The sequence below is a fragment of the Betaproteobacteria bacterium genome, from assembly GCA_016194905.1.
Lineage (GTDB): Bacteria > Pseudomonadota > Gammaproteobacteria > Burkholderiales > JACQAP01 > JACQAP01.
On the sequence record JACQAP010000021.1, the window covers coordinates 86,854 to 99,449 of the forward strand.

Consider the following 12,596-nt stretch of genomic DNA (forward strand, 5'->3'; position numbering starts at 1 on the left):
CCTTCGGCCATAAGGGACGCCGATAGAGGGATCGCGCGTGCTATTCTCGAACGCACAGCGATAAAGGGAAGGTGAGGAGATGAAGAAGAGTTATCTTGTAGCTGGCTTGTTACTCGCGCTGTCCGTGCCGGCCGTGTATGCAGATGACGTGGAGCCGCCCAAGGTACGCAAGCAGGGCAGCACGACTTACGTTACAGGGGGGGCCGGCGAAGCGCAGCGCAAGGCGATGTTCAAGATCGCCAACAAGTTTCCGATCCAGTTGATTTTCGAGGTCGAAGGGCAGGAAGGCGATATCAGCGGGGTGAAGGTTACGCTGACCGACCTCAGCGGGAATGCATTGATCGAGGCGGTTTCTGAGGGGCCGTATTTTTATATGAATCCGCCCGCTGGCGGACGTTTTACCATCGACGCCGAATACAACGGCGAAAAGCAAACCAGAACGAAGGATCTGGTGGGCCGCCGCTACCTGGTCCTCGAATTCAAGTTCCACGCGAAGTAGCATGGCAATCGAGTTGCTTGCGAAACCGGTCGTCGATGCCTTGCTCAAGGCCTTTGATCGCGCCAAGGATGCGCGTCTGCGCGCCAGTGCGCGCAAGGCCATCGGCGAAGCGATATCCGAGCTGATCCGCATCAGTCCGGATCTGAGCAAGGCAGAGGCGAAGATTGCGATCGCGCGCGCGGCCGGAATCCTCGATCAGGATCTGTTCACCGCCGAGCGCATGCTGAAAAAGGTCAAGAAGGCCAACCGGAAAGCCGCCATGCCGGGGGCCGCGAAGAAGCCGGCCAGCAAGTTGCGCAGGCGCAAGGCTGCCGTCAGAGGACGCCGCGCAGGATCCTGACAGCCGCAGACGGCGACGTGCGATATCCGTCGCGCCGGTTTTATCCTAGAATCGTCGGACTTGAGTCCGGGTGCGGGTTGCCGCGGCATCCCACGTGGGAGGCATGCCCGAGGGCGGGAAGCCGGGCTCTTACTGTGAGAGGTTCACCATGAAACAACGAGTTGTAGCTGGCCTCATCGGGTTGGTGGTGGCCGGGCTTGGCGCCGCCAGTCCGGCTTTCGGCGAAGGCGCGTCCAATGGCCGCGAGCGGTTTTTCCTCAAACGGCAGAACTGTGCCTGGACCGAGGAAATGGGCAAATACATCTACGAATGCATCAAGAAGAACGATGGCTTCAATGCCCACTGGTGCCACAACGAGGCGATCGATGCCTTCTGCCCGGCCGACGAGAATGCGATTCCGCATCCCACCGACGTTCAGCCGAGCGAGAAGCCAGCCGAACCGGAGGCGGGCAAGAAGGGCTGAGGTTTCGTTCCCCGAAAAAGGCCGCGCTTCGCGGCCTTTTTACATTTTGTAAAGCAGCGCGTGCAATTCATCCGGTCGCGGAAGGGATTTTGCCGACAGTCGCAGGTAGCGGATGCCGAGCGCCTTGAGGTAGTCCGCCTTGGCTGCGTCCGCGGCGCTGTTCCCTGCATCGATCAGGTCGATGACCGCCACAGCCGACATATTCGCGTTGCAGATCAGCAGATCGACGCCGGTCCGTGCCAGCACCGGGTCGACCATGCCGCCGGTGGACAGCGCCGAGAGTGACACGTGCGCGAAGATGTGGTGGTCGCGCAGTCCGGTCTTGCAGGCCAGGTAGGCCAGTTTGGTCGAACCGGAAACGAAGGCATCGCGCTTGATAGGGGCAGTCTGCGCTGCTGCGGGGGCGGGCAGCGGCGTGCGCGACGGCTTCGTCGCTGCATTCACCGGTATGGACGCGCTGTTACCCATCGGTACTTCACCGCGCTTGTAAGCGGCAAGGAACTCATCCAGCGAATTGTTCTCTTTTCTCGGTTTACGGTTGCCCAGTGAAAACAGCGGCCCGTCGTCGCCCTTGATTGACTTGTAGGTGCGGAGCCAGAGGACAAATACCACCGCGAGAATGAGAAGGCCGAACAGGGCGCCGACGATTTTCATTCAATCATCCGATCGTGGCGCATTTACCTGGTCGCCTGGAACAAGTTGATGAAAAAGGCTGGATTCACGGTTGTAGAATCCTTCGGTGTGGAAGGTCTCCGGAAATTTATAGAGTTCGTAGTCGAGATGGTGGCAAATCTCATGCAGCAATGTGCGCAGATAGCTCTTGAAAGCAACGACGCGCTTGTGTTTCGCGGTGCGCATCCACAGTTGAATCTTCGCTGTCTTGCCGTCCTCTTCCGGCAAATAGAGGCCGTGCAGTTCGCCCCAGCCGTCGCTCGGCCTGACCGCCAGCACCTGGATGCGCAGCGGTGGAACTTGCAATTGTCCGATGATGCCGTCCGTGACCTGCTGCGACAGCCGCTGAACGGTCGTCCGGTTTTCCGATTTCAATGCCTCCACCAATGCCTGCGCCGGCGCCCGCAGAACTCCGGCATCGGGCAACCGGACCGCGATGATCGCATCGCTTTGCCGGTAGATGCTTTGCCTCCTGGCCGAAAGCCGTTTGTAGTAATCGAAAACCACACCTCACCCCCGACCCCTCTCCCCGGAGCGGAGAGGGGAGCTTAAAGGGGAGCGCCATGTATGAAATTGCTGGATTTCTTTGAATCGTTGCTCCACTTTGTCACGTATCTCGAAATTTATGTATTGATCCTTGAGTTGGACTGACCCTCCTTAGGGTCACCCTTCATCAGTCGATGTAATGGAGCCGGCTGCCGAGCGCATCGGGATCCCAGAACTTGAGCTTGATGCCCTTTTTGATCTTGGCCTCGGCTTCGGCCTCTTTCTTCTTCACGAGTTCCAGACGCTCAACCACATGCGCCGCCTCCGCGAGCGGGACGGCAACCACCCCATCGCGGTCGCCGACGATGATGTCGCCGGCGGAAATCGCCACGCCGCCGCAGGTCACCGTGGCGTTGATTTCACCGGGACCGTTCTTGAAAGCGGAATTCGGCTTGATGCCGCGCGCGAAGACCGGGATGTCGACTTTCAGCAACCCGGTGACGTCGCGTATCAGGCCGTCGCAGATGATGGCGGCGACACCAATCTTCTTCGCCCAGAATGCCCACAGGTCGCCGATGGTCGCCGCGGAATCGTCGCCTGTGGTGGCGATCACGATGACATCCCCTTTCTTTGCGAAGTCGAGTATCGCCATCGCGGCAAGATTGTCCATCGGTCCGCAGAACGCCGTGATGGCGCTGCCGCTGAAGCTCATGGTCGGGAGCAGAGGCTTGATTGCATAGTCCAGGCAACCTTTGCCGTTATAGGCATCGGTGACAAAGCCGGTGGGCATGCCGGCAAATGCCTTCATTGTGGTTTTCGAGGGCCGTTCGATTTTGCGGCGGACGGTCAGGGCAACGGGATCGCCGATCATGTTCGTATTCTCCTTTTTTGTTGTGCGAGCTATTCGTTGGACGGAGCGGAATTCGCCTGCGGCACGACATCCACGAGCTCGACGTCGATGATCAGATTCGAATCGACGGAAACACCATCCGGGCTCTCCTGCCGGGCACCCTTGAAGGCATATTTGGCGGGAATGACGACGGTGCGGCGCCCGCCGACCTTCATGCCTTCCATGCCTTTTTCCAGCCCGGGCAGCGCGCGCTTGTACCCGTACACGAAAGAAACCGGTGCGCCGCGGTCGTCCGAATTGATGAATTTCTTTCCCTTCCTGTCGGCCGCCTGCTCGTCGTAGATCCATCCGGTATAACGGATGATCGCAAACCAGCCGCGCCGCGGCTCGAGACCGTTTCCCACGGTTTGGTCCGCGATCTCGATTTCAGTTGGCGCGGCGTGAGCCGAAGCCGGCCACAGAGTCGGGGCACAGAGCAGACTCGACAGCGCGAGCGCGATTACAGCGGGGCAGGTACGAAAAATTGGCGGCATGACGCTAGTTTAACCAAATCCGCCTTGGCTATTCTTTGGCTGCGCCACGACTATTCGGAGTCGGCTATTCGGGGGCACGATCCGCCTGCTTGAACGGACTGTGTTCGGACAGTTCGTCGACATAGTGCTCGATACCGCTCGCTTCCTTGCGCAGAAAGCGCGTGACGGCCTCGGCGAATTCGGGGTGCGCCAGCCAGTGCGCGGATACCGTGCGTTGCGGCAGGAGCCCACGGGCGAGCTTGTGCTCGCCCTGCGCGCCGCCTTCGAAAGAGCCGATCTTCTCGGCGATGCAGAATTCGATGGCCTGGTAGTAGCAGGTTTCGAAATGCAGGCCGGAGTGGAATTCCTTCGTTCCCCAATAGCGGCCGTACAGCGTTTCGCCGCCAATGATATTGAAGGCCGACGCCACCGGCAGCCCTTCCCGATAACCCAGTATGAGCAGAACGTGTCCGGGCATGGCTTGCGCCAGACGCAGAAAGAAATCGAGATTCAGATAAGGCGACGAATGGTGGGCTCGATACGTCCGGTTGTAGCATTCGACGAAGAACCGCCAGTCGGCCTGGGTCGCCTCGCCCCCGCGCAGCCAGCGAAATTCGATCCCTGCATCGCGTACCTTGCGCCGCTCCTGGCGGATTTTCTTGCGCTTGTCGTGGTTCATGCGCGCCAGAAAATCGTCGAAGTCACGGAAACCCTCGTTGCACCAGTGGAATTGCACGGACGCCCTCAACATCAGCCCGGCGGATTCGAAAGCCGTAACCTCGGGTGCCGCAGGAAACAGGCAGTGCAACGAAGATACGCCCGTGTCGCGCGCAAATTCCAGCGTCGCGTCGAGCAGTGCGTGTCGATCGGCTTCGTTCGTTGCCAACAAGCGCGGTCCGGTCACCGGCGTGAACGGCACCGCATTCAGCAGCTTGGGGTAATAGCGCAGGCCGTGGCGCTGGTAGGCGTCCGCCCAGGCCCAGTCGAATACATACTCGCCGTAGGAATGGGATTTCAGATAGAGCGGCATGGCCGCCGCCAGCCGGCTGTCCCGCCACAACGTCAGGTGGCAGGGCGCCCAGCCCGTCTCGGCGCTGGCGCAACCGCTTTCATGCAGCGCATGAAGGAAGGCATGCGAAAGCAGCGGATGATTTCCCGCGAGCGCGTCCCAATCCGAAGCGGGAATCGACGCAAGCGAATCTACGACCTGGATACCGGAGCGCGTTTTCATCGTCGGAAGGGGTGGATGCTATAGTAGCAGCCATGCGCATTGCGATTGGCCAGATCAACTGTACGGTCGGGGATCTTTCCGGCAACGCAAGAAAAATCCTCGAGTTTGCGCACCGGGCCAGGGCACAGGGCGCCGATATTCTGCTGACTCCCGAACTCTCCCTCTGCGGTTATCCGCCGGAAGATCTGCTGTTGCGCGAGGATTTCCGCGCCGCCTGCGATCGCGCGCTCGCGGAGCTTGCGTCCAAGGTCGAGGGCATCAGCGTCGTGGTCGGCCACCCGCACCAGGTCGGCGGCAGGCTCTACAACGCCGCTTCGGTGCTGCAGGATGGCGGCATCGCGGCCGTCTATCACAAGCGCGATCTGCCCAATTACACGGTATTCGACGAAGAGCGCTATTTCGAGTCCGACGGCAGCCCCTGCGTCGTGGAAGTCAACGGCGTTCGGGTCGGCGTGAACATCTGCGAGGATGTCTGGGGTCCCGACGGGGAGAGCACGGGCCGCGTCATCCCTGGCGCCGACGGCGTCAATGTCGGCATCAACATCTGCGCGGACGTCTGGGAACCGGAGGCGCCAAAGCGCGCGCGCGCGGCCGGGGCGCAGGTGTTGCTGGTCCTCAACGCCTCGCCTTTCCATATCAACAAGCTCAGGACCCGTTACGAGGTGGTGCACGATCGTACCGCCGAGACCGGTATGGCGGTGGTGTTCTGTAACCTTGTCGGCGGCCAGGACGAACTGGTATTCGACGGCGCGTCTTTCGTGATGGATGGACGCGGCAAGCTGACCCACCAGTTGCCGGCCTTCGAGGAGGCGCTTGCGGTTGTCGAGGTCGGCAAAGACGGCCCGCTCCCCGGCGAAATTGTTCCGGAACCGGAAATCGACGAGAGCATCTACAAGGCGTTATGCCTGGGCGTGCGCGACTATCTCGGCAAGAACCGGTTTCCCGGGGCGCTGCTGGGTTTGTCCGGCGGCATCGATTCCGCGCTGACCTTGTGCATTGCCGCCGATGCGATTGGCGCCGACAAGGTGCATGCGGTGATGATGCCCTCGCAGTTCACCGCCGACATCAGCATCGAAGATTCGCGGGAAATGGTCAAGCGCCTCGGCGTGCGCTACAGCGAGATCGCGATCAAACCGATGTTCGACACCTTCATGAAGGCGCTGGCGCCGCATTTCGGCGACCGGCCGTTCGATGCCAGCGAAGAAAACCTGCAGTCGCGCATTCGCGGCACGCTGCTGATGGCATTGTCGAACAAGCATGGATCGATCGTGCTGACCACCGGCAACAAGAGCGAGATGAGCACCGGCTACGCCACGCTCTACGGCGACATGGCGGGCGGCTTTGCCGTGCTCAAGGACATCACCAAGAAATTCGTCTACCGCCTCTCACGCTATCGCAACTCCCTGTCGGCGGTGATCCCCGAGAGGATCATCGAGCGCGCCCCGAGCGCCGAGCTGCGGCCCAACCAGGTCGACCAGGACAGTCTGCCGCCTTACGACGTGCTCGATGCGATCGTCGAGCGTTACGTCGAGCAGGACCAGAGTGTCGCGGAAATTGTCGCCGCCGGCTTTAAGAGCGAGGATGTCCATCGCATCGTCAATCTGGTGCATATCAACGAATACAAGCGCCGGCAGGCGCCGGTAGGTATCCGCATTACTCCGCGCGGCTTCGGCAAGGACTGGCGTTATCCCATTACCAACAAATACCGCGGCGGGCTCTAGGAGCCTGTCGGACTTAGGATGATTCGGCTGCAACGGCGGCAGAGCGGTCCATATTTCGCCGCTTTCTCCTTACATATTCCCGATATGCGCGTCGAAATCGTCAAAATCTGTCCTCGCTCTGCCGCCGTTTCGCTATCGAACACCTAAGTCCGACAGGCTCCAAGGCAAGGCTTGCTTTCCGGAGGGCGGACTGGCCGTCTATACTGCACGTCCAGGCAACCGCTCAGGCGGCGGATATTCAGACTACAGGGGAGCAGCAGTCATGAAGAAAATCGAAGCGGTGGTCAAGCCGTTCAAGCTCGATGAGGTGCGCGAAGCGCTCTCGGAGATCGGGGTCACGGGATTGACGGTGACGGAAGTCAAGGGTTTCGGCCGGCAGAAAGGCCATACGGAGCTCTACCGCGGTGCTGAATATGTCGTGGACTTCCTGCCCAAGGTCAAAGTCGAAGTCGTGGTGGCGGACAAGCTCGCCGATCAGGCGATCGAGGCGATCGTGAAGGCGGCGCGCACGGGCAAGATCGGCGACGGCAAGATTTTCGTGACCTCGGTCGAGCAGGTCATCCGTATCCGTACTGGCGAGACCGACGAAGCGGCGGTGTGACGAACGGTGATCGGTAAACAGTGAACAGCCAGTATGATTGAGCCGCCCCGGGCGGCTCAAGTTTTTGTTGTGGCTCTTGACTCAGTCCTCGGTCCTCAGTCCTGTGCGCTGTTTTTTGGTTTTGGCCTTCAGCAGCACCATCACCGCACCGCCGCCGCCATCCTCGGCGCGTGCCTGCACGAAAGCCAGCACTTCGTCGCGCTGGCCGAGCCAGTTGCCTATTTTTCTTTTTAGCACAGGTTCCGCGTTCCTCGATCTGAGTCCCTTGCCGTGAACGATGCGCACACAGCGCAGCCCGTGTTTGAGCGCGTCGTTGAGAAAGCTCACCAGTAGCGTTCGCGCCTCCTCGCTACGCAGGCCGTGCAGATCGAGGTGGTCCTGCGTGGACCAATATCCGCGCCGCAGTTTCTTCAGAATCTGGTTGGAGAGGCCGTTTCGCAGGAACACCAGTTCCTCGCCGGTCTCCAGCCCGATTTCCGTCGGCATGTCGTCGGAGAGGCTGTCCTGCAGGACTTGTTCGTCTTCGTGCAGTGTCTGCACCGGAATCGGCGCCGGCGGCGGGCGTTGCAAGCTTGCCTTGCCGGGATTACGCAGCGGCGCGACGCCTTTCAACGCATCGCGCAACAAGGCTTCCTCGTCCGCATCTTCCACGGCTGGGGACTCCGGATTGACTGGGCGTTTGGCCATGGTGATCTAGGGCGACTAACCGCAAAGGCGCCAAGGCGCAAAGGGAACGCAAAGAACAGCAATGAACCAATGAATGGTATGGAACTCTGTCGTGTATTCCTTTGCGGATTTTCTTTGCGTCTTGGCGCCTTTGCGGTGAAGGGTTAACTTAGTTCTTCGAGATACTTCTCGGCATCGAGTGCTGCCATGCACCCGGTGCCGGCGCTGGTGACCGCCTGGCGATAAACATGATCCTGCACGTCGCCCGCCGCAAATACGCCAGGTACGCTGGTCGCCGTCGCGCCGCCCTGGTTGCCGCTTCTGGTGACGATGTAGCCATCCACCATGTCGAGCTGTCCCTGGAAGATCTGCGTGTTCGGCGTATGTACGATGGCAATGAAGACGCCGGACAGCGGCAGATTCCGCGCGTTGTTGTTCTTGGTCGAGCGGATGCGGATGCCGTTGACGCCTTTCTTGTCGCCGCACACTTCGTCCAGCGTATGGTTCCACTCGAGCTTGACATTGCCGGTCTTCGATTTTTCCGTCAAGCGGTCGACCAGGATCGCTTCAGCGCGAAACTTGTCGCGCCGATGCACCACTGTCACGGTCCGGGCAATGTTGGACAAATATAACGCCTCTTCGACCGCGGTATTGCCGCCGCCGACCACGGCCACATCCTGGCCTTTGTAGAAGAAGCCGTCGCAGGTGGCGCAGCCGGAAACACCTTTGCCCATGAATGCGCTTTCAGAGGGCAGGCCGAGGTATTTTGCTGAAGCGCCTGTAGCGATGATCACGGCGTCGCAGGTGTAGACGGCCTGGTCACCGATCAGCTGGAACGGCCGCTCACCCAGCTTCACGGTGTGGATATGATCGAAAATAACCTCGGTGTCGAAGCGCTCGGCGTGCTTCAGAAAACGCTCCATCAGTTCCGGGCCTTGCATGCCCATGACGTCCGCAGGCCAATTGTCCACGTCGGTCGTTGTCGTAAGCTGGCCGCCCTGGATCATGCCGGTAATCAGCACGGGCTTGAGATTGGCGCGCGCGGCGTAGATGGCGGCCGTGTAGCCGGCGGGACCGGAACCCAGGATGAGGAGTCGGGAATGTTTTGTTTTGGCGGTCATGAATGTCAACTGAGGGTTAATAGTCGAAAAAGCAAGACTGTAGCAGCGCCGCAAAGCTCGTGTCCACGCAGGGTAAATGGGCTACGTGAGCACGCCGGCCATGGGATATAATTCTTTGAAACTGATAAGGTAATTTGCTCTTGCGAACATCATCGGCGGCCAAGTCCGCAGTCCACAAAACACCGCGCAAGCCGCTCCCGCCGAAGATCGCCGCGCTGCTGCGCGAATCGTGGTGGCTGCTGCTGATCGGTGCGGCTCTCTATCTCGTACTCATCCTCACTACTTACAGCAAATCCGATCCCGGCTGGTCGCACCAGGCATCCGGTTCGCAGGTCGTCAATGCCGGCGGCAAGGCCGGTGCTTGGATTGCCGACGTGGCGCTTTATGTCTTCGGGCTCTCGGCCTGGTGGTGGGTGCTGTTCCTGATCGGGGCGGTTGTCTGGGGTTATCGCCGCATCGAGGTGGCCACCGAGAGCGACCGTCGCTCCATCGCGCTGGCCTGCACCGGTTTTTTCATCCTGATCGCCGCCAGCAGCGCTTTCGAATCCTTGCGTCTGTATTCGCTGAAGGCGCAGTTGCCGCAGTTGCCCGGTGGCGTATTGGGTGAACTGGTCAGCGGGCTGATGGCCCGGGGATTCGGCTTTACCGGCAGCACGCTGATTCTTCTGATCCTGTGGGGCGTCGGCTTTGCCCTGCTCACCGGTCTCTCGTGGGTGGTCATCATCGAGAAGCTCGGCAGCGCAATCGAGATCGCTTACGTTTCCGTCAGAGAGCGGTGGCAGGCCCGTCAGGATCGGAAGGTCGGGGAACAGGCTGCCGTGCAGCGCGAGGAAATCGTTGAAGTGGAACGCAGACGCTTCGAAGAACACGAGCCGATACGCATCGAGCCGCCCAAGATCGCTATTCCGAAGTCCGATCGCGTCATCAAGGAAAAACAGAAGCCTCTGTTCGAGGATCTACCGGATTCGCCGCTGCCGCCGCTGCACCTGCTCGACGAATCGCCCGCAGACATCGAGATGCTGTCCGCGGAGACGCTGGAATACACTTCCCGGCTCATCGAAAAAAAGCTTTCCGATTTCGGTATCGAAGTCAAAGTGGTGGCCGCGCTGCCTGGCCCGGTGATTACCCGCTACGAAATCGAGCCGGCAATCGGCGTCAAAGGCAGCCAGGTCATCAATCTGGTTAAGGATCTGGCCCGTGCGCTGTCGGTCGTGAGCGTGCGCGTGGTCGAGACCATCCCCGGCAAATCCTGTATGGGATTGGAGATCCCCAATCCGAAGCGGCAGGTCGTGCGTCTGTTGGAAATCCTGAGTTCCAGGATCTACGCGGAAATGGCATCGCCACTGACGCTGGCGATGGGCAAGGACATTGCCGGCAATCCGGTCGTCGCGGATCTCGCGAGGATGCCCCATGTTCTGGTCGCCGGCACCACCGGTTCCGGCAAGTCGGTTGCCCTCAATGCCATGATCCTGTCGCTGCTATACAAGGCGACAGCCAACGACATACGGCTGATCCTGGTCGATCCGAAGATGCTCGAGCTTTCGGTTTACGAGGGCGTACCGCACTTGCTCACACCCGTGGTCACCGACATGAAGCAAGCGGCCCATGCGCTCAACTGGTGCGTGGGCGAGATGGACCGCCGCTACAAACTGATGTCGACATTGGGCGTGCGCAATCTCTCGGGATTCAACCAGAAGATCAAGGAAGCCGAAAAGGCGGGTAAGCGGCTGACCAATCCTTTCACCATTACGCCGGAGAACCCCGAACCGCTGAAGGAACTGCCGTTGATCGTGGTGGTCATCGACGAGCTTGCCGATCTGATGATGGTCGTTGGCAAGAAGGTCGAAGAGTTGATCGCACGGCTGGCGCAGAAAGCCCGTGCCGCCGGTATCCATCTGTTGCTCGCGACCCAGCGGCCTTCGGTGGATGTCATTACCGGCCTGATCAAGGCGAACATCCCCACGCGCGTGTCGTTCCAGGTTTCCAGCAAGGTGGATTCGCGAACCATCCTCGACCAGATGGGTGCGGAGCAGCTGCTCGGCCAGGGCGACATGCTTTACCTGCCGCCGGGCACCGGTTATCCGCAGCGGGTGCATGGTGCCTTCGTCTCCGACCAGGAAGTGCACAAGGTCGTCGAGTACCTGAAGTCGCGCGGCCAGCCCCAGTACATCGAAGATGTTCTTGAAGGCGGGGAAGCCGACGCCGAGAACGGCGGGACTGCGGGCGAGGCCGACGCAGAGGCCGATCCGCTGTACGATCAGGCCGTCGATATCGTGCTCAAATCGCGGCGGGCTTCGATCTCGCTGGTGCAGCGGCATTTGCGCATCGGTTACAACCGCGCTGCGCGCCTGATAGAGCAGATGGAGCGTGCGGGGCTGGTGTCGAGCATGCAGTCCAACGGCAACCGCGAGGTGATCGCGCCGTCCAGAAGCGAAGCCTGAACCGGAGCGGACCGAAAAAAGACCAGGAACCATGGCAAGGCGACAATGGTCTAGGAACAATGGTCCGGAAAGAGAGGAGATGCTCATGCGAAAACAGTGGATGCTGCTGGGTACGGTCCCTGGATCGGTTAGTGCGAATCCGGTATCGGTCAATTCCACCGAATCGATCGTGAAAACCTTCCATTACTATCCCACGGCCTCTGATCCGTTCACCAGCGTCGTTACCACGACCGGTGGCCGGATCACGGATCTGCAACGCACGAGGAACAGCTGATGAGAAGCGCGTCCTCATGGACGGCACTGCTCATTGGAGCGCTGATCGCCATGCCGGCGAGTGCAGGTTCCATCGAGAAGCTGCATGCCTTCATCGAGCAGACCCGCTCCGCGAAAGCGAACTTCACCCAGGAAGTCACCGATGCCAACGGCGCCGTCCAGCAACAGGCGAGCGGTACCGTGCAGTTTCAGCGCCCCGGGAAATTCCGCTGGACCTATGACAAGCCTTACGAGCAGATCATCGTGGGCGATGGCGAAAAACTCTGGATCTACGACAAGGACCTCAACCAGGTCACCCAGCGCAATCTGGACAAGGCGCTCGGCAGCAGTCCGGCCGCATTGCTGGCGGGCGCGGACGATGTCGACAGGTATTTTTCTCTGAACGCGGTCGGAGTGAAGAAAAAGCTCGACTGGCTGGAGGTCAAGCCTTACGACGAGGACAGCCTGTTCGAAAAGGTGCGCATGGGTTTTCGCGGAAACACCTTGGAAGTCATGGAACTCCACGATCATTTCGGACAAAGGACGACGATCAAATTCTCCAATCTGCAGCGCAATCCCAAGACCTCGCCCGATCTCTACACGTTTACGGTGCCCAAAGGCGCGGATGTCGTAACGGAATAACCACCCACCTCACCCCGGCCCTCTCCCCCCGTAGGCGGGCGGAGAGGGAGTTGAGAGACAATGTGCCTTGTTGCAGATTCGTGGCGTGGTTGTGGTTCG

The 12,596-nt window shown here is 60.2% G+C and carries 15 protein-coding genes; 8 read left to right on the forward strand and 7 right to left on the reverse strand.

The window, feature by feature from the left end; all coding sequences use genetic code 11:
* Window positions 1-79 precede the first annotated feature (79 nt).
* The 3 genes from HY067_14535 (at window position 80) to HY067_14545 (ending at window position 1,302) form a co-directional block, all read left to right on the forward strand.
* Window positions 80-499 carry a hypothetical protein gene (locus HY067_14535; protein ID MBI3529172.1) on the forward strand — a complete coding sequence of 140 codons (420 nt, stop codon included), beginning with the start codon at window positions 80-82 and terminating at the stop codon, window positions 497-499.
* A 1-nt stretch (window position 500) separates the two neighbouring features.
* On the forward strand, window positions 501-839 hold the full coding sequence (locus tag HY067_14540; GenBank protein ID MBI3529173.1) for a hypothetical protein: 339 nt from the start codon (window positions 501-503) through the stop codon (window positions 837-839).
* 148 nt (window positions 840-987) lie between these two features.
* The gene (locus HY067_14545) at window positions 988-1,302 is read left to right on the forward strand and encodes a hypothetical protein (GenBank protein ID MBI3529174.1); all 315 of its coding nucleotides are present in this window, start codon (window positions 988-990) and stop codon (window positions 1,300-1,302) included.
* A 39-nt stretch (window positions 1,303-1,341) separates the two neighbouring features.
* On the opposite strand, the gene HY067_14550 is transcribed toward HY067_14545, so the two are convergent.
* The 5 genes from HY067_14550 to HY067_14570 form a co-directional block, all read right to left on the reverse strand.
* Window positions 1,342-1,956, reverse strand: a complete 615-nt coding sequence (locus HY067_14550; protein MBI3529175.1) for a DUF2726 domain-containing protein — start codon at window positions 1,954-1,956, stop codon at window positions 1,342-1,344.
* On the reverse strand, window positions 1,957-2,481 hold the full coding sequence (locus HY067_14555) for a hypothetical protein (GenBank protein ID MBI3529176.1): 525 nt from the start codon (window positions 2,479-2,481) through the stop codon (window positions 1,957-1,959).
* A gap of 166 nt (window positions 2,482-2,647) precedes the next feature.
* The gene (locus HY067_14560; protein MBI3529177.1) at window positions 2,648-3,331 is read right to left on the reverse strand and encodes an RraA family protein; all 684 of its coding nucleotides are present in this window, start codon (window positions 3,329-3,331) and stop codon (window positions 2,648-2,650) included.
* Window positions 3,332-3,360: 29 nt separating this feature from the next.
* Window positions 3,361-3,843, reverse strand: a complete 483-nt coding sequence (locus HY067_14565) for an FKBP-type peptidyl-prolyl cis-trans isomerase (GenBank protein ID MBI3529178.1) — start codon at window positions 3,841-3,843, stop codon at window positions 3,361-3,363.
* Between the two features lie 64 nt (window positions 3,844-3,907).
* Entirely contained in the window at window positions 3,908-5,053 is a 1,146-nt protein-coding gene (locus HY067_14570) for an N-acetyltransferase (protein ID MBI3529179.1), read from the reverse strand.
* A 32-nt stretch (window positions 5,054-5,085) separates the two neighbouring features.
* On the opposite strand from HY067_14570, the gene HY067_14575 reads away from it, so the two are divergent.
* A complete protein-coding gene (locus HY067_14575; protein ID MBI3529180.1) occupies window positions 5,086-6,774 on the forward strand; it encodes an NAD+ synthase in 1,689 nt (562 codons plus the stop codon).
* Between the two features lie 262 nt (window positions 6,775-7,036).
* Window positions 7,037-7,375 carry a P-II family nitrogen regulator gene (locus tag HY067_14580; protein MBI3529181.1) on the forward strand — a complete coding sequence of 113 codons (339 nt, stop codon included), beginning with the start codon at window positions 7,037-7,039 and terminating at the stop codon, window positions 7,373-7,375.
* 81 nt (window positions 7,376-7,456) lie between these two features.
* Here HY067_14580 and HY067_14585 read toward each other — a convergent pair whose 3' ends face one another.
* Together HY067_14585 and trxB are read right to left on the reverse strand one after the other, a co-directional pair.
* Window positions 7,457-8,062, reverse strand: a complete 606-nt coding sequence (locus HY067_14585; GenBank protein ID MBI3529182.1) for a Smr/MutS family protein — start codon at window positions 8,060-8,062, stop codon at window positions 7,457-7,459.
* 143 nt (window positions 8,063-8,205) lie between these two features.
* Window positions 8,206-9,162 (reverse strand): thioredoxin-disulfide reductase, encoded by a 957-nt coding sequence (gene trxB, locus HY067_14590; protein MBI3529183.1) that lies wholly within the window; start codon window positions 9,160-9,162, stop codon window positions 8,206-8,208.
* Between the two features lie 134 nt (window positions 9,163-9,296).
* Here trxB and HY067_14595 point away from each other — a divergent pair, with 134 nt between their 5' ends.
* From HY067_14595 to lolA, 3 genes are all read left to right on the forward strand, one after another.
* A complete protein-coding gene (locus HY067_14595) occupies window positions 9,297-11,603 on the forward strand; it encodes a DNA translocase FtsK 4TM domain-containing protein (protein MBI3529184.1) in 2,307 nt (768 codons plus the stop codon).
* Between the two features lie 85 nt (window positions 11,604-11,688).
* Window positions 11,689-11,877 carry a hypothetical protein gene (locus tag HY067_14600; GenBank protein ID MBI3529185.1) on the forward strand — a complete coding sequence of 63 codons (189 nt, stop codon included), beginning with the start codon at window positions 11,689-11,691 and terminating at the stop codon, window positions 11,875-11,877.
* Window positions 11,877-12,497, forward strand: a complete 621-nt coding sequence (gene lolA / locus HY067_14605) for an outer membrane lipoprotein chaperone LolA (GenBank protein MBI3529186.1) — start codon at window positions 11,877-11,879, stop codon at window positions 12,495-12,497. Before HY067_14600 ends, lolA begins: the two co-directional genes overlap by 1 nt.
* The last annotated feature ends 99 nt before the right edge of the window (window positions 12,498-12,596 follow it).

Coding starts and splice junctions, on each gene's coding strand:
- HY067_14545 (MBI3529174.1), top strand. CDS start 988: ATGAAACAACGAGTTGTAGCTGGCCTCATCGGGTTGGTGGTGGCCGGG.
- HY067_14575 (MBI3529180.1), top strand. CDS start 5,086: ATGCGCATTGCGATTGGCCAGATCAACTGTACGGTCGGGGATCTTTCC.
- trxB (MBI3529183.1), bottom strand. CDS start 9,162: ATGACCGCCAAAACAAAACATTCCCGACTCCTCATCCTGGGTTCCGGT.
- lolA (MBI3529186.1), top strand. CDS start 11,877: ATGAGAAGCGCGTCCTCATGGACGGCACTGCTCATTGGAGCGCTGATC.
- HY067_14570 (MBI3529179.1), bottom strand. CDS start 5,053: ATGAAAACGCGCTCCGGTATCCAGGTCGTAGATTCGCTTGCGTCGATT.
- HY067_14565 (MBI3529178.1), bottom strand. CDS start 3,843: ATGCCGCCAATTTTTCGTACCTGCCCCGCTGTAATCGCGCTCGCGCTG.
- HY067_14585 (MBI3529182.1), bottom strand. CDS start 8,062: ATGGCCAAACGCCCAGTCAATCCGGAGTCCCCAGCCGTGGAAGATGCG.
- HY067_14560 (MBI3529177.1), bottom strand. CDS start 3,331: ATGATCGGCGATCCCGTTGCCCTGACCGTCCGCCGCAAAATCGAACGG.
- HY067_14580 (MBI3529181.1), top strand. CDS start 7,037: ATGAAGAAAATCGAAGCGGTGGTCAAGCCGTTCAAGCTCGATGAGGTG.
- HY067_14535 (MBI3529172.1), top strand. CDS start 80: ATGAAGAAGAGTTATCTTGTAGCTGGCTTGTTACTCGCGCTGTCCGTG.
- HY067_14600 (MBI3529185.1), top strand. CDS start 11,689: ATGCGAAAACAGTGGATGCTGCTGGGTACGGTCCCTGGATCGGTTAGT.
- HY067_14540 (MBI3529173.1), top strand. CDS start 501: ATGGCAATCGAGTTGCTTGCGAAACCGGTCGTCGATGCCTTGCTCAAG.
- HY067_14550 (MBI3529175.1), bottom strand. CDS start 1,956: ATGAAAATCGTCGGCGCCCTGTTCGGCCTTCTCATTCTCGCGGTGGTA.